The sequence below is a fragment of the Kitasatospora sp. DSM 101779 genome (assembly GCF_025655475.1).
In the GTDB taxonomy this organism is placed as follows: domain Bacteria; phylum Actinomycetota; class Actinomycetes; order Streptomycetales; family Streptomycetaceae; genus Kitasatospora.
Genome location: NZ_JAHTIK010000001.1, coordinates 974622 through 994672 on the forward strand (window position 1 = coordinate 974622; position 20051 = coordinate 994672).

Consider the following 20051-nt stretch of genomic DNA (forward strand, 5'->3'; position numbering starts at 1 on the left):
ACCCGCACACGGCGGCGGCCGACCGGGCCGCCGCCAGAGCCGGGGAGGCGACGATGGCGGTGTTCGTCCTGGTGTCGGGCTGGTTCACCGGAAGCTGGATCTGGGAGGACGTGGCGGAGCGGATGCGGGCCTCCGGGGCCGAGGTGCATCCGGTGGCCCTGACGGGGACGGGTGGCCGCGGCGAAACGGCGCCGCCCGGCACGGACCTGGAGACGCACATCGGGGACGTGCTGCGGGTGGTCGACGGCCTCGCCGCACCCGAGGTGGTGCTCGTCGGCCACGGCTACGGCATCCATCCGGTCCTGGGCGCCGCGGACCGCCGTCCTGAGCGGGTCGCCCGGGTGGTGCACCTGGACGCGGGCATGCCCGGGGACGGCGACACCGCGGCACAGTCGGTGCCGGACCCGGACGTCCGTACGCGGCTGCTCGGCGCCGACCCGGGCGTCGCCGACGTCCCGCCGCCCGCCGTCGACGGCTGGCAGCGCTGGGGCAGCACCGCGGGCCTCGGCGACGAGGCGCTGGCCCGGCTCACCGACCGCGCCGTCCCGCAGCCCGTCGGGACGCTCACCCGTCCGCTGAAGCTCTCGGGGGCTGCGGCCGCGCTGCCGTCCACCGGCGTGCTGTGCACCGGGGGCGGCATGACGATCGCCATTCTCCGGACGGTGGTCGCCGGAGCAGGCCCGCTCGCCCGGAAGCTCACCGACCCCGCGGTGCGCTTCTTCGAACTCGCCACCGGGCACTGGCCGATGCTCTCCTGCCCCGGCGAACTGGCGGACGTCCTGCGGCAGGCCGCCGCCGGGGAGGGGCACCGGATCGCCCCGTCCCGCGACGTGCCGCCGCATCTGCGGCCGTTCGTGCTGGAGGTGCCGGAGCGGCCGCGCGAGCGGGTCGGCCGGGTCGACCTGTACCTCCCGGACGGTGCCGGCTCCCGCGATCCCCGCCCGGCGGTGCTGTTCGTCCACGGAGGCCCGCTCCCGCCGGACGTGCGGCCCACGCCCCGGGACTGGCCGGGGCTGGCCGGCCACGCCCGGTACGCCGCGGAGCTGGGTGCGGTCGGCGCGGTGGTCGACCACCGGCTGCACGGCTTCGCGGACTACCCCCGGGCGGCCGGGGACCTCGCCGCGGCCGTCGACCTGCTCCGCGCCGATCCGCGGGTCGACCCGGACCGCATCGCCCTGTGGTTCTTCTCCGGCGGTGGACTGCTCCTCGCGGACGCGCTTGCCGCACCCGGGCCGTGGCTGCGGTGCGTGGCCGCGAGCTACCCCGTGCTCGCTCCGCTGCCCTCCTGGGGCCCGGTCGATCCCCGGTTCCGTCCGGTCGAGGCGGTCGGCGCGGCCGGGCGGCTGCCGATCGTGCTGACCCGGGTCGGCCGGGAGAACCCCGGGATCGCCGCCACCGTCGCGGAGTTCCTGGGCGCGGCCGGGAAGTGCGGCGCCGCCGTCGACGTGGTCGACCTGCCCGACGGGCAGCACGGCTTCGACACCGCCGAGTCCACCGGGCCGTCGCGCCGGGCCGTGGCACGGGCGATGCGGTCCGTCCTGACGCACCTGCGGGCCTGAGCCGTGCCTGAGCCCCCCTCACCGGTGGTCGGGTGGGACCTGACGATTGTCGGCACGACCGCACGGTTGTCGGTGGGAACGGACGGTTGTTGGACGCGGGCCGGTGCCGCTTGGTCTGCTGGGGGCTCGGCGGGAAGGCTCCCGCCGCCCGTGCACCCTGCGACCGAGGACTCCGATGACCGACAGCCCCGACCTCTCCTTCCTCGACGCGCCCGATCTGCTGGCCGGCTTCGCCGAGGAGACCCGCCCACGGGCGCACGGTGCCGGCCTCGACGTCTGGGAGTACGGGCGGGTGGCGGCAGGGGCGGCGTCCCTGCGCGAGTGGCCCGCCGTCTGCGGGGCGGCCGCGCGGCGGCACCTGGCGGTCGCCGGGGCCGCCGCGGCCGAGGGGCGGACACGGACGGCCGGCGAGGCCTACCGGACGGCGGCCCGCTGGTTCCACGTCGCCGGGCTCGTCCCCGACCCGGACCGCGCGGCGGCCGCCCGGACGGCCGCCGCGGCGGACGAGGCGATGGGCTCGGCCCTCGCCCTCCTCGATCCGGGTGCCGAACGGGTCGAGGGCGAGGGCTTCGCCGGGTGGCTGCGGCGTCCGACGGACGTACGGCCCGCGCCGGTGGTGGTGATCGTGCCCGGGCTGGACTCCGGCAAGGAGGAGTTCCACGCGGTGGCGGAGGCGCTGCTCGCCCGCGGGACGGCCGTCCTCTCGATCGACGGGCCCGGCCAGGGCGTCCTGGCGGCGACCAGCAGCTTCGAACCGGAGTACCAGAAGGTGGTCGGCCGCGCCGTCGACCACCTGGCGGGCCGGGACGGCCTCGACACCGCGGACGGCGTCGCAGTGATCGGACTGAGCCTGGGCGGCTGGTTCGCCGCGGTCGCCGCCGCCCGCGAGCCCCGGGTCCGGGCGGCCGCCCTGGTCAGCGGTCCGTACCGGCTGGACTGGGACGGACTCGTCCCCTTCGTGGTCGCGACGCTCGCCCAGCGCTGCGGCGGCCTCGCGGCGGCCAGGGCTTTCGCCGATCGGGTCGACCTCGGCACGATCGCCGCTGAGCTCGACCTCCCGCTGCTGGTCGTCGAGGGCGGCGACGACCGGATACCGGGCGTCACCAACGCCGACCTGCTGGCCCGTCAACTCCCCCACGCCGAGCTCCTGCTCGTCCCCCACGGCAACCACCTGCTCGGCACCGCCCTCGCCGACTGGCTGCCCGCCGCCGCCGACTGGCTCGCCGCAGCCGTCCGGTCGGCGCCGCCGCGGGCCTGATGCCGAACGCCCGGACTCGACGTGGCCGAGGTGGTCGGCCGGGCCGTCAGGCCCGGGCGGCGAGCCGTCGCCGAAGCCCGCTGCGCAGGCGGGCGGAAGCACCCGGCAGACCGCCGAGGATCCGCACCTCGGACACGTCGAGTCCGGTCCGGCCGGCCGGCGCGAGCGCGGCGGCGTAGGGCCGTTCGCCCTCCGCGAGCCGCTCGGCCGTGGCGTCCAGGACGGCGCGCAGGACGGTCCGGTCCGCGCCGGGGTGCTCGGCCAGCAGGAGCAGGAGCCTGTTGTCGTTCCGGGAGCTGTGGCGGGCCGAGGCCGGCTCCAGCGGGGCGGCGGGCGGTGTGTGCGGATCGGCGGCCAGCGCCTGCCGTACGAAGGGACGGGTGCACCGCACCGGCCCGTGCAGGACCGCCACGTCGCTCGAGGCGTTCGCCAGGTCGAGGTGATCGGCAGGTGGGTGCAGGCGCACCGGCTCCAGGGCGTCCTCGAACCCGTCGGCTCCGGAGGACGGGCTCCCGGGTCGGGCGGTCGTCCAGGAGGCATCCACGGCGGCCATGGCGGCAGAGTGTGCCAACCGTGCGCGACGACACCGTGGCCGACCCCTGCCTGCGGCGCAGAGCTGGTCCTTCAGCAGATCGGGTGACGAGCCGCCAGGGCGACGGTGGGCGCGGGCCGCCGGGCTCGGTCAGGGACGGGGAGCCGGCGGGGCCGGGGCCGGGGTGGCGAGGAGGAGGCCGGTGCGGGCGGCGGTGGCGCCGGCGGTGCCGGTCCACTCGGCGGCGGTGATGTAGAGGGTGGGGGTGCCGCCGGGGGTGCCGAGGGCGCAGGAGAAGCAGCCGCGGTCGGTCTCGACGGTCTGCAGGACCTCCCCGCCCTCGCGGACCCTGACGCAGCGGCGGTTCGGCACGTCGGCGTACCAGAGGGCGCCCTCGGCGTCGAGGCTGATGCCGTCCGGGGCGGAGCCCTCGATCTCGGCCCAGGTGCGGCGGCCCGTCAGACTGCCGTCGGGGGCGATGTCGAAGGCGGTGATCCGGGCTGCGTACGACTCGGCGACCAGCAGGGCGGTGCCGTCGGGGGTCACGGCCATGCCGTTGGGGAAGCCGAGGTCGCCGGCGACGGTGCGCGCGGCGCCGTCGGGGGTGACGAGGGCGATCAGACCGGGAGCGGGCGGTTCGCCGGACATCAGGTCGAAGCCGATGCAGTTGGCGTAGGCGTTGCCGCGGCCGTCGGCGGCGACCTCGTTCCAGGGCCGGTCGCAGATCGGGCGCAGGTCGGCGTGCGGGGTGAGGGTGCCGTCGGCCTCGCGGCGCAGCAGGCGGCGGTCGCCGCCGGCGAGGACGAGCAGACGGCCGTCGGGCAGCGGGTCGATGCAGAACGGGAAGGCCTCGACCCGGCCGACGGTCTCGCGGGTGCCCGCCGCGTCGACGGTGATCAGCTCGTGGGCGCCCCAGTCGCAGAACCAGAGCCTGTCGTCGTGCCAGCGGGGCGACTCGCCGAGGACGAGGCCGTCCAGGAGGACGCGGGGGTCGGGCACGGCGGGCTCCTCGCTGGGAACGGCTGCGAGGCACCATCATCGCGAACCGGGGCGCCGCGGCCGGCCGTGCCAGGGCGTGTCGGCGTGTCAGGTCCCGGGGCGCTGCTGCGCGAGGGGGCGCCGCAGGTCGGGGTCGGGCGCCCCCGGAGCGGCCGCTCAGGCGGGGCTGGTGGCGGTGATGATGCGGACGGCCTCGGTGATCTGGGTGTCCGTCAGGTCGCCGCGGGCGGTGAGGCGGAGGCGGGAGATGCCGTCGGGGACGGACGGCGGGCGGAAGCAGCCGACGGCGAGTCCGGCGGTGCGGCAGTCGGCCGCCCACTGGACGGCCGCCTCCGGGCCGGGGGCTCGGACGGAGACCACGGCGGCGTCGGGGGTGGAGGCGTGCAGGCCGGCGGCGGTGAGCCGGGCGGCGAGGGTGTGGGCGACCTCGCGGGCGCGGTCGGCGCGGTGGGGTTCGGCGCACAGCAGGCGCAGTGCGCCGAGGGCGGCGCCGACGGCGGCGGGGGCGAGGCCGGTGTCGAAGATGAAGGTGCGGGCGGTCTCGGTGAGGTGCCGGATGACGCGGCGGGGGCCGAGGACGGCGCCGCCCTGGGAGCCGAGCGACTTGGAGAGGGTGACGGTGGCGACGGTGTCGGGTGCGCCGGCGAGTCCGGCGGCGGCGAGGGCGCCGCGGCCGCCGGGGCCGAGGACGCCGAGTCCGTGGGCGTCGTCGACGAGCAGGGCGGCACCGTGGGCGCGGGCGGCGGCCGAGTGTCCGGCCAGCGGAGCGGCGTTGCCGTCGACGGAGAAGACGGAGTCGGTGACGACGAGGGCACGGCGGTGGCTGCGGCCGGCGAGCACCTCGCGGACGGCGTCCGGGTCGGCGTGCGGGGCGCGGTGGACGTCGCTGCGGGCGAGCCGGCAGCCGTCGATCAGCGAGGCGTGGTTGTACGCGTCGGAGACGATCAGCGTGTCGGGGTCGGTGAGCGCGGTGAGGGCGGCGAGGTTGGCGGCGTACCCGGTGGAGAACACCAGGGCTGCTTCGAAGCCGCAGAACTCGGCGAGTTCGTCCTCGAGTTCGGTGTGCAGCGCGGTGGTGCCGGTGACCAGCCGGGAGCCGGTGGCGCCGCCGCCCCAGCGGCGGGCGGCCTCGGCGGCGGCCCCGGCGACGGCGGGGTGGTGGACGAGGCCCAGGTAGTCGTTGCTCGCGAGGTCCAGCACCGGGTCGTCCGCGGGGCGGCTGCGCAGTGTGCGGGTGAGGCCGGCGCGGGCGCGGAGGTCGGCGGCCTCGTCCAGCCAGTCGAAGACGGCGGAGGGGGCGAGGGTCGGCTGCGGCACGGTGGGGTGGACCATGGCCGCACTCTGGCACGGCGGCGCTACGGGCGGCAACGTGCGCCCGCCCACAGTGGCGGGTGTGTCGGGCCGGCCCCGGGCGGGGGGTGCTGCGCGTAGACTCCCCCGACCGGCCGGAGTCCTGGCAGTGGGGAGAGCTGGTGGAGAACCTCCGTCTGACCGTGCGGGACGTACTGGCGCTGGAGCTGGTCACGCCGTGGGACGCGGAGGTGGTCGCCTGCCCGGACCGACTGGACCGGGCGGTGCGCTGGCTGCACGTCGCGGAGGCGGCGGACGTCGCGGTGATGCTGACCGGCGGTGAGATGGTGCTGACGACCGGTCTGCTGCTGGCCGGTGACGATCAGGCGCAGGCCGCGTACATGGAGTCGATGGGGCGGGCCGGGGCGTCCGCGGTGGTGCTGGGGCTGGGGCGGGCGTTCTCGACGACGCCGGAGGCGATGCGGCGGGCGGCGCAGCGGCACGGGGTGCCGCTGGTGGTGCTGCACCGGCCTGCGCCGTTCGCGCGGCTGACGGAGGAGGTGCATGCGCGGCTGCTGCACGGCCGGTACGCGGCGCTGGACCTGTCGGACCGGATGGGCGGTGCGCTGGCGGCGCTGAACCTGTCGGGGGTGCCGCTGCAGCGGCTGCTGGACGAGGTCGCGGGCTTCGCGGGCTGCCCTGCGGTGGTGGTGAACCTGGCGCACCGGGTGCTGGCCTCGGCCGGCGAGGCGGGTGCGCTGGGCGATCTGCTGCGCGACTGGGACCGGGTGTCGCGGCAGGTCGCCGAACTGCTGGGGAACGGTCCGGTGACGCTGGGCCCGGACGGCTGGATCGTGGCCCGGCTGGAGGCGCGCGGCCGGCAGTGGGGGCATCTGGTGCTGTTCGGGCACCCGGGCGGCGAGGAAACCGGGCGGGTGGTCGGGCGGCTGGCGGCGGAGGCGCTGGCGGTGCACCGGTTGCTGGCGGATCCGGTGAGCGGTCGGCAGCGCGGTTGGGAGGACCAGGCGGCGGAGGCCCTGCTCGCGGATCTGGCGTCGGGGACGGCCCGGCCCGAGCAGTTGCTGCCGCGGTTCCGGGCGGCGGGGCTGCCGACCGAGCGTCGGACCTTCGTGCCGGTGGTGCTGCGGCCGCCGTCCGGATCGCGGGTGGTGTGCGAGGCGGTGCGCCGGACGCTCGCCGAGGAGGCGATGGCGGGGCTGGTGGCCCGGGTCGGGCCGGACGGGGCGATCGCGGTGCTGCTGAGCGTGCCGCCGGAGCGCGACGCGGACGCGGAGGTGGACCGGCTGGCGGCGCGGCTGCAGGAGGGCGCGGCGGGGTCGGTGCTGGGTGCGGGTTTCGGGTGTCGGGTGCTGGACGAGGTGCGGCGCTCGTTCCTGGAGGCGGTGCACGTGGCGGACGCGGCGCTGGCCGGTCCGCCGTCCGGTCCGGTGGCGCGGCTGCGGGACGTGCGGCTGCGCGGGCTCGTCCGGCTGCTGCGGGACGAGCCGGAGCTGCAGGCGTTCATCGGACGCGAACTCGGGCCGCTGCTGGGGCACCGCGAGTTGCTGGACGTGCTGCGCACCTACCTGCGGACGGGCCGCAACAAGTCGCTGGCGGCGCAGGAGCAGCACGTCAGCCGGCCGGCGATGTACCGGCGGCTGCAGAGCATCGAGGCGCTGCTGGGGATCGACCTGGACGATCTGGAGCAGCTGACCTCGCTGTACGTGGCGCTGTTGGCGCACGACGCGCAGCGGGGGCCGTGACGCGCAGCGGGGCGGGTTTGCCCGGGCCGGTGGGGCGGGCGACAGTGGAGGTGCCGGTGTCGTGGCTCGTCAACGGAGCAGATCATGGCAGTTCCCCGCCCCGTCCCGGCCGGTCCGGCCAACGGCCGGGGGTTCGAGACGATCCCGGTCGGTGAGGGTCCGCACGGTGTGACGGTGAGCCGGGACGGCAGCCGGGTGTACGTGGCCTGTGCGCGGACGGGGTCGGTGACGGCGCTGGAGCCGACCCGGCGGCAGGTCGCGGCGGTGCACCGGGTGGGGACGTCGCTGTACGGGGTGGCGGTGAGCCCGGACGGGGAGCGGCTGTACACGGCGGACCCGGTCCGCTCCGCGGTGTTGGTGGTGGCGGCGGAGAGCGGCGCGGTGGTGGCCGAGACGGTGTTCGAGGAGCGTCCGTTCGGGCTGGTGATGGCGCCCAACGGGGCCAGGGTGCTGGTGTCGGCGCCGCGGGAGAACGTGGTGCTGGTGACGGACGGCCTGGGTGCGCCGCGGGGCCGGCTGACCGGGGTGGACTTCGCGGTGGGGTTGGCGCTGAGCCCGGACGGGGGGCTGCTGTACGCGGCGAACCGCTTCGCGGGCACGGTGAGCGTGCTGGACGTGTCGGGGCTCGGGTCGTTGGAGGGCAGTGCGGCGGCCGTCGCGGTGGCCCGGATCCCGGTGGCCCGCGGCCCGTACGACCTGGCGGTCGGCCCGGACGGCGGGCGTCTGTACGTGGCGCACTTCCCGTTCGACCTGGTGTCGGTGGTGGACACCGACGAACGGGTGGTGGCGGGGACGGTCGCGGTGGCGGACGGCCCGCGCGGGGTCGCGGTGAGCCCGGACGGCGCCAAGCTCTACGTGGCGAACGGCTTCGCGAGCACGGTGACGGTGGTGGAGCTCTGAGGGCGCTGGTGGAGCTCTGAGCCGGCCCCGCCGTTCGGCCGCGGGACCGGCGCGTCGGGCGGGGGCTGCGGCGATGACGGCGGGTTTCCGTCCGGCCACCCGGCGCGTTCGCCCCCACCCGGCTCTACAGAGCTGTAGAGTCCAACGGCCGGGTGCGAACGACACGGGAGGCGGGCGACGGTGGACGACGTTCGGGTGCAGGCGTGGGAGCCGCCGCAGGCACAGGTCGAGCAGGCGTACCAGCCGGTCGAGGTCCGGTTCGAGGACGGCAGCTGGGCGGTCGGCCGGATCAACGCCTGGTGGCGCCCGGCGGACGGCAGCCCGTGGTGCCGGGTGCGGCTGCTGCGCCGCGGCGGCGCGGAGCGCTGGATGCCCTTCGACCCGGAGCGGTTGCTGCTCCTTCCGGCCGGCGGCATCTGACCGGGCCCGGCGGGAGTCGACCGCCCCTCCGGTGGGAAGGTCCCTCCCGTCGGCGGGCACCGTACGGGTCGGCCGGCGGCACGGCGTCGATGCTGCGGAAGGGTGGCGGACCGGATGAGCGTGAACCTGGGCAAGGGCCAGAAGGTCGACCTCGGCAAGCCGGACGGCGGTGCGCTGGAGGTCGTGCGGATGGGCCTCGGCTGGCAGGCCGCTCCCCGCAAGGGGTTCTTCGCCAAGCTGATGGCCCGTGACATCGACCTGGACGCCTCGGCGGTGCTGTTCGCCGGCCGCACGCCGGTGGACGTCGTCTACTTCCAGCACCTCACCAGCTCCGACGGCTCGGTGCGGCACAGCGGCGACAACCTGACCGGCGGCGCCGGGCAGGGCGCGGACGACGAGGTCATCACGGTGGACCTGACCCGGGTGCCGAAGAAGGTCGACCAGATCGTCTTCACGGTCAACTCGTTCACCGGCCAGACCTTCCAGGACGTGCAGAACGCGTTCTGCCGACTGGTCGACGACTCCACCGGCCGCGAGCTGGCCCGCTACACGCTGACCGGCGGCGGCAGCCACACCGCGCAGATCATGGCGAAGGTGCACCGCTCGAACGGCGGCTGGCAGATGACCGCGATCGGCGCACCCACCCAGGGCCGGACCTTCCAGGACGTGATCCCGGACATCGAACAGCACCTCTGATCCCCCGCGTGGTCCCTCGCGGCAGCGGCGCCGAGCCGTCTGAGCAGCGGCTCCGGGCCGGCGGCGGGTCACGGCGAGCCACCGCAGCCGCGGCGGGCGACACTGGGGGCGAGGGCCTCGGGGCTGATCCGGCGTCGCGCGCGGCGGGAATGGTCGGACAAGCCCTGACAGGCCCGCCGCGGCACGGGACGGAGGCAGCTCGGATGGCTGGTGCCGAGCCCCGTGCACCCGAGCGCGGCCGCACCCCGTGGCCGCCGATCGATCTGCTCGGACGGATCCGGCACGACCCCACGCACATGGCCGAACGGGCCGCCCTGTTCGGCGTCGAGCGGCTCGGCCGGGAGTCCGTCGACCGGCTCGCGAAGATGCGCAGGTCGGTGCCGCCGGAGCGGCTCAAGGACACCGTGATCGAGCGGGGCGTGCACACCGCGATCGCGGAGGGCGCCTTCGTCGGCGGGCCCTTCATAGGCCTGATCCCGGTGATGTTCTGCGCCGCGCTGCTCGCCCAGGGCCGGATGGTGCTGGAGCTCGCCGAACTGTCCGGACGGTCGGCCACCGATCCGGAGCGCGCCGTGGACATGCTGGTGCTGCAGGGCGCCTACCCCACCCGCGAGGAGGCCCGGCGGGCGATCGCCGAGCTGCCGGAGCCCTCGGACACGGCGGACCGCACGGCGCAGAGCGCGGGAGAGGACACGGACGAGGGCACGGAGGAGGGCACCGCGGGCGGCGAGCCCGCGCCGAAGCTGTCGATGCGCGAGTGGCTGCACGTGGTCGAGCGGATGGCGTACGTGCTCGGCGTGATCTCACCGGGCGGCAGCAGTGCGGCGGCCGGGCGGCTGCGGTACCTGCGCTGGGCCGGGATCGTGCTGCTGGTCGCGGTCGGCGTGATGCTGCCGTTCGTCTGGGTGCCGGTGCTGGGCGTGGCGTACCGCTCGGCGACGCTGCGGCTGGCGACCCGGGCGTCGATCCTGTTCGGGCTGGTCGAGGACGAGCGGGACCAGGCGGCGCGGACCCGCGGCCGGGGCCGGGTGCGGCCGCTCGCGATGCTGGTCTTGCTGCGGACGGCCGCGGTGCTGGTGGTGCCGTTCGCCGTCTCGGTGATCATGGTGTTCACCGGGGCCCACATCGCCAACCAGCGATGGCTGGCGGTCGCCGCCGGGGTGGTCGGGGTGTCGATCGGCTCCTGCCTGGTGTGGCGGTTCCGCCAGTGGCAGCGACACCGGCACTGAGGGCCCGGTTCACCCGTACTCGGCGAGTGCGGCCTCCAGCCACTCCACCCAGTGGGTCTCCAGGCCGATCCCGGCCTGCAGCACCAGGTGCTGCAGGCGGCTCTCCGCGTTCGCCCGCTCGGCCGGGAAGTCCCGCAGCTCGATCTCCCGGTACTCCTCCAACTGCCGCTGGTGCAGGTCGAGGTGACGGCGCAGCTCGTCCTTCAGCGAGGTGCCGGTGCCGACCGCGGCGGCGGCGCGCAGGCGCAGCAGCAGCGGGTCGCGGATCGGCCGCGGGTCCTGGGGCTGCCCGATCCACTCGGCGAGGGCCGCCCGCCCTTCCGGGAGCACCTCGTACTCCTTGCGCTGGCCGCGGCTGGGCGGCTGGGGGACGGCGCGGATCAGGCCGTCCTTCTCCAGCCGCCCGAGCTCGCGGTAGATCTGCTGGTGGGTGGCGGACCAGAAGTAGCGGATCGACTTGTCGAAGCGGCGCGTCAACTCCAGCCCCGAGGACGGCTTCTCCAACAGGGCGGTGAGGATGGCGTGCGGCAGCGACATGGACCGATCCTAGATCGTCGGTGCGGGGCAGCGCCGTCCGGCCGGGCCGGTCAGTCCGTCGCGCCGAGCGCCTCGGCGACGACCGCGCGGGCCTCGGCCTGGACCTGGGCGAGGTGCTCGGGGCCGTGGAAGCTCTCGGCGTAGATCTTGTAGACGTCCTCGGTGCCGGAGGGGCGGGCCGCGAACCACGCGTTCTCGGTGCAGACCTTGAGGCCGCCGATGGCCGCGCCGTTGCCGGGCGCCTCGGTCAGCACCGCGGTCACCGGTTCGCCGGCCAGCCGGTCGGCGCGGACCTGCGCGGGCGAGAGCTTCGCGAGCACGGCCTTCTGCTCCCGGGTCGCGGGCGCGTCGACCCGGGCGTAGGCGGGGTCGCCAAACCGGGCGGTGAGGTCGCCGTACAGCTCGGAGGGGCTGCGCTCGGTGACGGCGGTGATCTCGGAGGCCAGCAGGGCGAGCAGGATGCCGTCCTTGTCGGTCGTCCAGACGGAGCCGTCCCGGCGCAGGAAGGAGGCGCCGGCGGACTCCTCGCCGCCGAAGGCGACGCTGCCGTCGAGCAGCCCGTCGACGAACCACTTGAAGCCGACCGGTACCTCCACCAGCTCGCGCTTCAGCTCGGCGGCCACCCGGTCGATCATCGAGGAGGACACCAGGGTCTTGCCGACGGCCGCGGTCTCCGCCCAGCCCCCGCGGTGCCGGTAGAGGTAGTCGATCGCGACGGCGAGGTAGTGGTTGGGGTTCATCAGGCCGCCGTCGGGGGTGACGATGCCGTGCCGGTCGGCGTCCGCGTCGTTGCCGGTGGCGACGGTGTACTCGTCCTTGCGGCCGATCAGCGAGGCCATCGCGGAGGGCGAGGAGCAGTCCATCCGGATCTTGCCGTCCCAGTCCAGGGTCATGAACCGCCAGGTCGGGTCGGTGAGCGGGTTGACCACGGTCAGGTCCAGCCGGTGGGTCTCGGCGATCCGGCCCCAGTAGGCGACCGAGGCGCCGCCCAGCGGGTCGGCTCCGATCCGCACGCCGGCGGCCCGCACGGCGTCCAGGTCGAGCACCTGCGGGAGGTCCTCGGTGTAGGCGCCGAGGTAGTCGTGGCGGCCGGTGGTGTCGGCGGCCAGCGCCCGCGCGTACGGGATGCGGCGCACACCGGCGAGGCCCGCCTCGATCAGGGCGTTCGCGCGGTCCTGGATCCAGCCGGTGGCGGCGGAGCCGGCCGGGCCGCCGTTCGGCGGGTTGTACTTGAAACCGCCGTCGCGCGGCGGGTTGTGCGAGGGGGTGACCACGATGCCGTCGGCGAGCGGGCCGGACGGGTGGGCGCGGTTGTGGGCGAGGATCGCGTGCGAGACCGCCGGGGTCGGGGTGTAGCCGTCCTCGCTGTCCAGCAGCACGGTGACGCCGTTGGCCGCGAGCACCTCCAGGGCGGTGGCCCGGGCCGGCTCGGAGAGCGCGTGGGTGTCGATGCCGAGGAACAGCGGGCCGGTGGTGCCCTGCGCCGCCCGGTACTCGCAGATCGCCTGGGTGGTCGCGGCGATGTGGTCCTCGTTGAACGCGGTGTCCAGCGAGGAGCCCCGGTGCCCCGAGGTGCCGAACGCCACCCGCTGGCCGGGCTGCGCCGGGTCGGGGCGCAGCGTCCAGTACGCGGTCACCAGCCGGGCCACGTCCACCAGGTCCTGCGGACCTGCGGGCTCACCGGCACGAGCGTGCACCATCGTCTCCACCTCCTGGTCACCGCCCGCCGTCCGGACCGGCGGGGCGGGGCGTGTGCGCCGCCTCCGTCGGCGGCCGCTGCGCATACGCCTTCAGACCTACCCCGGCCGCCGCCCGGCATTCGGCAACCGACCCGGTCGGGCGCGTCGGCCGGGCTGCCGCTCGCCGGGCCCGCAGGGCGCGGACGGCGCGGCGGACGGGCGGCGCGCCGATCAGACCGATCGCGGCACCGATCGCCAGGCCGAACAGGTTGTCCCAGACGTCCTGCTCGTCACAGGCCCGGCCGAGCACCGGCAGGGCGTACTGGAGGGCCTCCACCCCGACCGGCAGGGCGAGGGCCGCGGCCGTCCCGGCGATCCTCCGCGGCCAGGTACCGGCCAGCACGACGGCGGCGCCCAGCGGCACGAACAGCGCCACGTTGAGGCTGCTCTGGGTGGCGGTCAGCAGTTCGGCGAGCGGCCTCGGGCCCGCCAGGCCGGTCACACACCCGTCGGCGGCGTAGCGGGCGTTCTCCCACAGCGGACGGCGGATGTCGGGCAGCAGGGTGAGGGTGGCGATCCCGCCCAGCGCGAGCACCAGCAGGAAGCCGGCGACCCGGTGGGCGGCGAGCAGGCGGCCGACGGGCCGGGCGAGCAGCAGGGCGAGCACCAGCGAGCCGAGCACGCCCGGCCAGAGCAGCGGGGATGCGTCCATGACAGCTTCGATCACGGGAGAGGGGACGCCGGCCGCGCCGTGCCCGGTTCGCCACCCGCAGTGACGGACACCGGCTCTGCTCCGGCGGACGGGAATTCGCCCGACGATCACACGCACGAGTGACGTCACCCCCGTGCGCCCTTCCTGCTCCCCCTCACTCTCCGTCACCGTGACTCACGGGCGGATCGCTCGGACACGTACCGATACCGGCCGTCTTCCTGTCACGATCTCCACATCTCGAGGAAACTGATCCGTCATCAGATGCGTTTATCACCGTGAACATGTCCAGGTGAGCGGCGACGGGAGGGGGAGCACCGATGCGCACGCGCAGCACGATCACCGGCCTGCTGGCGGCCCTGCTCGGCCTCGCCCTGCTGCTGGGCGGGGGTGCCGCCGGCACGCTCAAGCCCCGCCAGAGCGTCCCGGTCGCCGCCTCCGCCGGTGTCGCCGAGCACAAGGAGACGGAGAAGGAGCTGCCCGCGGGCGTGCCGCTGCGACACGGCCCGCACGTCGTCGGACGGCCCGCCCCGGGCGGCGGCACCGCCCTGCGACCGGTCGGCCCGATCGTGGCGGCGACGGCGGCATCCGTCCACGACGCCCGCCCGAGGGCGCCCGGCGCACCCCTCCCCTACCCGTCCAGACCCACTGGTGGAGCCACCGCCTCCGTGTACCAGGTCTTCCGCTGCTGAGCGGACCGGGTGCCCGCTTCTCGGGCCCCGCTGCCCGGCCCGCTGCCGTGCCGCGCTGATCCGCGCCCGGCCGCGCCGCCGCACGCGCACGGCGACCACGGTCGCCGCGGCGTGAAGACCTCGTCCGCACAACGCCCCCGCGCCGAAGCGCGCCGGGGCCATGGAGGTGTGCCCCGATGGACCCCTTGATCGACCGTGCCCGTTCGTTCCGCGACCGTGCCGCGCAGGACGGCCGGCAGTTCCTCGGCCTGGCGGCCGGGCAGTCCCCGCAGGCCCTGTTCATCACCTGCTCCGACTCACGGGTCGTCCCGTCCCTGATCACCGGCGCCGACCCCGGCGACCTGTTCGAGCTGCGCACGGCGGGCAACATCGTCCCGCCGTACCGCACCGACCGTCCCTCCGGTGAGGCCGCGACCGTCGAGTACGCCGTGGAGGTGCTCGCCGTCCGCGACATCGTGGTCTGCGGCCACTCGCACTGCGGCGCGGTCGGCGCCGTCGTCCGGGGCGACGACCTCAGCGCCGTGCCGGCCGTCCGCGGCTGGCTGGCCACCACCGACCGCACCGCCCTCGCCGGGCCGGCCGAGGTCTTCGACCCCACGGTGGCCGGCCCGGTGCAACGGCACGTCCTCGCGCAGCTCGACCGGCTGCGCGCCTACCCGGGCATCGCCCGGCGCACCGCCGACGGGCGGCTGCGCCTGCACGCCTGGTTCTACGAGGTGCACACCGGCCTCGTCCTGGCCCACCGGCCGGACGCCGACGCCTTCCTCCCGCTCTGAGCGGCCCTTGAGCCGGCCGTTCCACGACCGACCCACAGAGGACCTCATGTTGCGCACAACCGCATTCGACCCGCCCGCCCTCCGGGCGGACTTCGCCGCCTCCCTCGTCGTCTTCCTCGTCGCCCTGCCGCTCTGCGTCGGCGTCGCCGTCGCCTCCGGCGTGCCCGCCGAACTCGGCCTGGTCACCGGCATCGTCGGCGGCCTGCTCACCGGCATGCTGCCCGGCAGCAGCCTCCAGGTGTCCGGGCCGGCCGCCGGCCTGACGGTGCTGGTGTACGAGGCCGTCGCCGAGTTCGGCCTGACCGCGCTCGGCGTCATCGTGCTGGCCGCCGGCCTGCTGCAGCTGCTCATGGGTGTGCTGAGACTCGGCCGGCTGTTCCGCGCCATCTCGGTGTCCGTGGTGCACGGCATGCTGGCCGGCATCGGCCTGGTGCTGATCGCCGGGCAGCTGTACGCACTCGCCGGTGCCAAGGCCCGGGGCAGCGGCCCGGCGAACATCGCCGGACTGCCCGGCCTGGTCGCCGACACCGCCCGCTCCACCACCGGCCTCGCCTCGCTCGCCGTCGGTGCGGGCACCGTGGCGGTGCTGGTGCTGTGGAAGAAGCTGCCCGCCCCGGCGCAGGCCCTGCCCGCGCCGCTCGCCGCGGTCGGCCTGGCCACCGCCGCCGTCGCCGTCCTCGGTCTGCCGGTCGCCAAGGTGGAGGTGAAGGGCCTGCTCGGGGTGATCGAGCCGCCGGACGTCTCCGGCCTCGCGGTGCTCGCCGACGCGGGGGCGATCGCCACCGTCCTGGCGTTCACCCTGATCGCCTCCGCGGAGAGCCTGTTCAGCGCCGCCGCGGTGGACCGGCTGCACGACGGCCCGCGCACCGACTACGACCGCGAACTCATCGCCCAGGGCGCCGGCAACACCGTCTGCGGCCTGCTCGGCGCCCTGCCGATGACCGCCGTCATCGTCCGCAGCGCGGCGAACGTCCAGGCCGGGGCCCGCACCAAGGCCGCCCGGGTGATGCACGGCCTGTGGCTGCTGCTGTTCGCGGCGCTGCTGCCGGTCGCGCTCGGGGTGATCCCGCTGGCGGCACTGGCCGGTGTGCTGGTGCACGCCGGGAGCAAGCTGCTGCCCGTCTCGGCGATCCGGCCGCTGTGGCGCTCGCACCGCGGCGAGGCCGTCGTGCTGGTGGCCACGGCCGTGGCGATCGTCGCCACCAACATGTTCGAGGGCGTGCTGCTCGGCCTCGTCCTCGCGGTGCTGAAGACGGCGTGGGAGACCTCCTCGGTGCACCTGGAGGTCATCGACACCACCGACGGCCCGATCCGGGTCGCCGTCTCCGGCAACGCCACCTTCCTGCGGCTGCCGCGCATCCTGGACACCCTGGAGGCGCTGCCGCGGGACCGCGCGATCGAGCTGGACCTGAGCGCGCTGCGCCACCTCGACCACGCCTGCCGCACCGCGCTGCAGGACTGGGCGGGCCGGCACAACGAGTTCGGGGTGGACCCGGTGCACGCGCCCGCGCTGCACTGAGCCCGACCGCCCGCACCCGCCGTGCCGCCGCCCGTGGTCCCGGGTGGCGGCGCGACGGGGCCGTTCTCCGTGCCGGGTCAGGACTCCGCGGGCGGGATGTTCTGGTTGAACCGGAACAGGTTGCCCGGGTCCCACCGCCGCTTGAGCGCGCGCAGCCGCCGGTACTTCGCCGCGCCGTACGCCTGCTCGATGCGTGAATCCCCCTCGTCCATGAGGAAGTTGACGTAGACGCCGGTGTGGTGGCGGGTGAGCGCCGACCAGAAGTCGCGGACCCACTCCTGTTCCTCGTCGAAGCCCTCCGGGCCGGCGCAGCTGCCGTTGATGTTGAAGGTGTGGCCGGCCGAACGGCCGCTGAACGCGGTGTCGTCCTCGCCCGTCCGGGAGATCGCGCCGCCGAGGTGGAAGATCGGGAAGCTGGTGAGCGGCGAACGGATCCCGCGGACCCGGTCGGCGGTGATCTCGATGATCTCGTCGGTGAGTTCGGCGGTGTCGAAGGACTTGAAGTAGTACCAGCGACGCCGCGGATAGGACGGGTCGAGCATCGCCTGGTGCTCGGTGAAGGGCTTCGCCCGGCACAGGTCGGCGACCGGCGGGCCGAAGCGGCGCAGCGGCCTCAGCACCCGCTCGCCCTCGTCGAGGTCGCCCGTCCAGCAGCAGATGACGACGGCGATCGGCCGGCCGTGCCACTCGGCGGGAATCTCGGGCAGCGGCAGGGCCTTGCGGTGCACCACCGCGGTGGTGAGCCCGTCGGGCACCTCGGCGATCCACTCGCGGTAGAAGCGCAGCAGGCGGGCCGAGTCGGCGGCGTCCCAGATGATCGGGCCGGCCAGGACGGTCGGGCCGACCGGGTTGAGGCGGAACTCGAACTCGGTGACGACGCCGAAGTTCCCGCCGCCGCCGCGGACGCCCCAGAAGAGTTCGGGGTTCTCGGTCTCGCTCGCCCGGACGAGGCCGCCCTCGGCGGTGACGAGGTCGACCGAGAGCAACTGGTCGATCGTCAGGCCGTGGCGGCGCATCAGCCAGCCGATGCCACCACCGAGGGTGAGGCCGGCGAGGCCGGTGTGGGTGACGATCCCGGCGGGCACGGCCTGCCCGAACTGCTGCGTCTCGTGGTCGAGTTCGCCGAGCAGCACACCGGCCTGGACGCGGGCGGTGCGGGCCTCCGGGTCGATCCGGATGCCCTTGAGCCGGGACAGGTCGGCGACCAGGCCGCCGTCGCAGAGCGACTGCCCGGGGAAGCTGTGGCCGCCGCTGCGGACGGCGAACGGCGCCCCGGTGTCGGCGGCGTGGCGGACGGCGGCGATGACGTCGGCGACCCCGGCGCAGTAGGCGATCGCCGCGGGTCTGCGGTCGACAGCGCCGTTCCAGATCTGCCGGGCCAGGTCGTAGCCGGGGTCCGCCGGCGTCACCAGGTCGCCGCGGAGGGCGGCGGCGAGGCCGTCCGTCTCAGGTCGGGCGGCGCCGCCGCGCGGTCGGTCGTGCCTGTGCCGGTCACCGTGTCCATGGCCACTCCCGTCTCGGGCAGCCCCCGCCTCCCCAGTCTGGCACCGGGTCCGCCGCGCCACCGTCCGCTCCGGTCGTCCTGGGCCGTGACGTGTAAGGCGCATGGGCAGCCACAAGGGGCGTGTGGGGGGGCATCTCCCGGCCGAAGGCCGGGGCGGAACCGCGCAGCTCGGATGCGGACCGCCGTACAGATCCCGGCTCGGCCCGTGTCGCTACGGTGGCCCCCCGGACTGCGCAGTTCCCCGCGCCCCTACGAGGCCCCGTGTGCCTTTGAGGACACGCTCCAGCTCTGCGGGCCGACGTCCTTGACGAACAGGATCCCGTCGGTGGCGGCCAATTGGGCCGGGTCGAACGGGGCGTAGCCGAACCACGGGGACTCGCGGGACGTGGGCGACGTTCCGGCGAGGGCGGCGGCCAGCCGGCGGGTGTCGACGAGGCAGTGCTCGTCCGCGAGCGTGTACAGGAGTCCTTCGGCGGTGTCCGGGGGCGGGGTGTCCACGCCCCGGTGCCGGATCGTGCCGAGGGCGGTGTGGACGAAGGCGTAGTCGGCGCCGGGGCGGGCTGCCACCAGGGCCCCGGCGCTCCACCACTCCAGCCGCCGGCCGGCCATCCGCATGCTGCTCTTCTCCCGCTGCAGATGGCTGTTGTGGGCGAAGACCAGGACCGGCCCGCGTTCGGCGAGGGCGAGGAGGTTGTCGGCCATCATCGCGCCGCGCAGGCCGATCAGCCGCGTCATCCGGCCGGGCGAGGTGTCGGCCGTCCAGTGGTGGTAGCGCAGCAGGCCGACGGCGGTGCGGCCGTACAGGCGGGCGCGGTCCCACTGCTCGCGCGGGTGCCTCTGCACGTGCCCGTCCCACTGCTCGCGCGGGCCCGCGGTTGTCAGTTGCGGGGTGAGTGCGTCGAGCAGGGCCACCAGGTCGTCTGCGATCAGTCGCAGCTGCGCGGCCTCGGCGGACTGCCCCGCGGAGCGGGTCGGGTCCATCATCGCGGCGGGTTCGGTCCAGCGGTCGTCGGCGCCGAGCAGCCGGTCGAGCGTCTCCGCGGTGCACGGGAGCCGGTCCGCGTCCACCAGCTCCGCGAGGTGGCGGTGGAGGGCGGTGAGGGCCTTGCGGGGGCTCTCGGCGCCGGTGATCTCCAGCGGGCCGTCGATACCGGCGAAGCGCACCTGCTCGGCGGCGGGCCGGCCGTCGTTGTGGGCGCGCATCCAGCGGACGAGTTCGCGGTTGGCCGTGGACGCGCCGAACCCGTGGCTGAAGCCGTGCGCCATCACCTCGTCGAGGGTGCCGGTGCCGGTGGTGACGTACGCGTCCACGAGCAGGCCGGCCAGGCAGTCGCTCTCGATCGCGATCGTGCGGTAGCCCTCCTGCTCGACGAGCTGCCGGAAGAGGTCGTTGCGCAGGTCGAGCAGATCGTCCTCGCCGTGGGTCGGCTCGCCCAGGGCGAGCACCCGCGGGCGGGTCGGCAGCAGCGCCAGCAGCGCGGCAGCGTCGACGGGGCGGACGGATTCCTTGATGTCGGTCGCCATGCCTTCAACGGTATCGTTGAAGCCTCGGTTGAAACTTTTGCCCGGAATCACCGGGTGAGTGGGAGGACCATGGGACGAAACCCTCAAAGCAGCGATCGGCTCCGGCCGGTCGATCTGGCGCGCGGGCACGGGCTGTCCACGCAGGCGGTCAGGAACTACGAGGAGGCCGGGATCCTGCCGGCCGCCGAGCGCGGCGCGCACGGCTACCGCAGCTACACCCCGCTGCACGCGGCGGCGCTGGACGCCTTCCTCGCCCTGCTGCCCGGGCACGGCCACCGAACGGCCACGGCGGTCATGCGGGCGGTGAACGCGGGCGCGGACGACGAGGCGTTCCGCCTGATCGACGAGAGCCACGCCCAGCTCCTCGGCGACCGGCAGACCCTCCGCGCGGTGGAGGACGCGCTGCGCGACCTGGCGCCGGCGGCCGCGGAGGGGCCGGGCGGGTCCGTCGACGCGCGCGGCGGG

Annotated in this window: 19 protein-coding genes; 11 read left to right on the forward strand and 8 right to left on the reverse strand. The window is 75.4% G+C overall.

Features of this window, described 5'->3' with window-relative positions:
- Positions 1 to 53 precede the first annotated feature (53 nt).
- The gene (locus KSNIM_RS04610) at positions 54 to 1559 is read left to right on the forward strand and encodes an alpha/beta hydrolase (RefSeq protein WP_263101933.1); all 1506 of its coding nucleotides are present in this window, start codon (positions 54 to 56) and stop codon (positions 1557 to 1559) included.
- A gap of 175 nt (positions 1560 to 1734) precedes the next feature.
- Positions 1735 to 2817, forward strand: a complete 1083-nt coding sequence (locus KSNIM_RS04615; RefSeq protein ID WP_263101934.1) for an alpha/beta hydrolase family protein — start codon at positions 1735 to 1737, stop codon at positions 2815 to 2817.
- A 46-nt stretch (positions 2818 to 2863) separates the two neighbouring features.
- On the opposite strand, the gene KSNIM_RS04620 is transcribed toward KSNIM_RS04615, so the two are convergent.
- The 3 genes from KSNIM_RS04620 to KSNIM_RS04630 form a co-directional block, all read right to left on the reverse strand.
- Complete coding sequence (locus tag KSNIM_RS04620) at positions 2864 to 3370, reverse strand: hypothetical protein (RefSeq protein ID WP_263101935.1); 507 nt, start codon at positions 3368 to 3370, stop codon at positions 2864 to 2866.
- A 129-nt stretch (positions 3371 to 3499) separates the two neighbouring features.
- Entirely contained in the window at positions 3500 to 4348 is an 849-nt protein-coding gene (locus tag KSNIM_RS04625) for an SMP-30/gluconolactonase/LRE family protein (protein ID WP_263101937.1), read from the reverse strand.
- A gap of 156 nt (positions 4349 to 4504) precedes the next feature.
- Positions 4505 to 5680, reverse strand: a complete 1176-nt coding sequence (locus KSNIM_RS04630) for an 8-amino-7-oxononanoate synthase (RefSeq protein ID WP_263101938.1) — start codon at positions 5678 to 5680, stop codon at positions 4505 to 4507.
- Positions 5681 to 5820: 140 nt separating this feature from the next.
- Here KSNIM_RS04630 and KSNIM_RS04635 point away from each other — a divergent pair, with 140 nt between their 5' ends.
- The 5 genes from KSNIM_RS04635 (at position 5821) to KSNIM_RS04655 (ending at position 10646) form a co-directional block, all read left to right on the forward strand.
- Positions 5821 to 7401, forward strand: a complete 1581-nt coding sequence (locus KSNIM_RS04635) for a PucR family transcriptional regulator (RefSeq protein ID WP_263101939.1) — start codon at positions 5821 to 5823, stop codon at positions 7399 to 7401.
- 84 nt (positions 7402 to 7485) lie between these two features.
- On the forward strand, positions 7486 to 8301 hold the full coding sequence (locus KSNIM_RS04640) for a YncE family protein (protein ID WP_263101940.1): 816 nt from the start codon (positions 7486 to 7488) through the stop codon (positions 8299 to 8301).
- A 180-nt stretch (positions 8302 to 8481) separates the two neighbouring features.
- Positions 8482 to 8721 (forward strand): hypothetical protein, encoded by a 240-nt coding sequence (locus KSNIM_RS04645; RefSeq protein ID WP_263101942.1) that lies wholly within the window; start codon positions 8482 to 8484, stop codon positions 8719 to 8721.
- A 114-nt stretch (positions 8722 to 8835) separates the two neighbouring features.
- Entirely contained in the window at positions 8836 to 9417 is a 582-nt protein-coding gene (locus tag KSNIM_RS04650; RefSeq protein ID WP_263101944.1) for a TerD family protein, read from the forward strand.
- Positions 9418 to 9620: 203 nt separating this feature from the next.
- Positions 9621 to 10646 (forward strand): hypothetical protein, encoded by a 1026-nt coding sequence (locus KSNIM_RS04655; RefSeq protein ID WP_263101945.1) that lies wholly within the window; start codon positions 9621 to 9623, stop codon positions 10644 to 10646.
- Positions 10647 to 10655: 9 nt separating this feature from the next.
- Here KSNIM_RS04655 and KSNIM_RS04660 read toward each other — a convergent pair whose 3' ends face one another.
- Genes KSNIM_RS04660 through KSNIM_RS04670 form a run of 3 tightly spaced genes read right to left on the reverse strand, consistent with a single transcriptional unit; the run spans position 10656 to position 13574 of the window.
- Entirely contained in the window at positions 10656 to 11183 is a 528-nt protein-coding gene (locus KSNIM_RS04660) for a PadR family transcriptional regulator (RefSeq protein WP_263101946.1), read from the reverse strand.
- Between the two features lie 50 nt (positions 11184 to 11233).
- Entirely contained in the window at positions 11234 to 12883 is a 1650-nt protein-coding gene (gene pgm / locus KSNIM_RS04665) for a phosphoglucomutase (alpha-D-glucose-1,6-bisphosphate-dependent) (RefSeq protein WP_263101947.1), read from the reverse strand.
- 16 nt (positions 12884 to 12899) lie between these two features.
- On the reverse strand, positions 12900 to 13574 hold the full coding sequence (locus KSNIM_RS04670; RefSeq protein ID WP_263101948.1) for a VanZ family protein: 675 nt from the start codon (positions 13572 to 13574) through the stop codon (positions 12900 to 12902).
- A 317-nt stretch (positions 13575 to 13891) separates the two neighbouring features.
- On the opposite strand from KSNIM_RS04670, the gene KSNIM_RS04675 reads away from it, so the two are divergent.
- From KSNIM_RS04675 to KSNIM_RS04685, 3 genes are all read left to right on the forward strand, one after another.
- On the forward strand, positions 13892 to 14263 hold the full coding sequence (locus tag KSNIM_RS04675) for a hypothetical protein (protein WP_263101949.1): 372 nt from the start codon (positions 13892 to 13894) through the stop codon (positions 14261 to 14263).
- 176 nt (positions 14264 to 14439) lie between these two features.
- Positions 14440 to 15039, forward strand: coding sequence for a carbonic anhydrase (locus tag KSNIM_RS04680; RefSeq protein ID WP_263101951.1), 600 nt, complete (start codon positions 14440 to 14442; stop codon positions 15037 to 15039).
- A gap of 46 nt (positions 15040 to 15085) precedes the next feature.
- Entirely contained in the window at positions 15086 to 16558 is a 1473-nt protein-coding gene (locus tag KSNIM_RS04685) for a SulP family inorganic anion transporter (RefSeq protein ID WP_411543658.1), read from the forward strand.
- A 77-nt stretch (positions 16559 to 16635) separates the two neighbouring features.
- Here KSNIM_RS04685 and KSNIM_RS04690 read toward each other — a convergent pair whose 3' ends face one another.
- Both KSNIM_RS04690 and KSNIM_RS04695 read right to left on the reverse strand, forming a co-directional pair.
- Positions 16636 to 17967, reverse strand: a complete 1332-nt coding sequence (locus KSNIM_RS04690; RefSeq protein ID WP_263101953.1) for an FAD-binding oxidoreductase — start codon at positions 17965 to 17967, stop codon at positions 16636 to 16638.
- Between the two features lie 344 nt (positions 17968 to 18311).
- Entirely contained in the window at positions 18312 to 19586 is a 1275-nt protein-coding gene (locus KSNIM_RS04695) for an erythromycin esterase family protein (protein ID WP_263101954.1), read from the reverse strand.
- 69 nt (positions 19587 to 19655) lie between these two features.
- On the opposite strand from KSNIM_RS04695, the gene KSNIM_RS04700 reads away from it, so the two are divergent.
- A partial coding sequence (locus tag KSNIM_RS04700) for a MerR family DNA-binding transcriptional regulator (protein WP_263101955.1) occupies positions 19656 to 20051 on the forward strand: 396 nt, incomplete at its 3' end.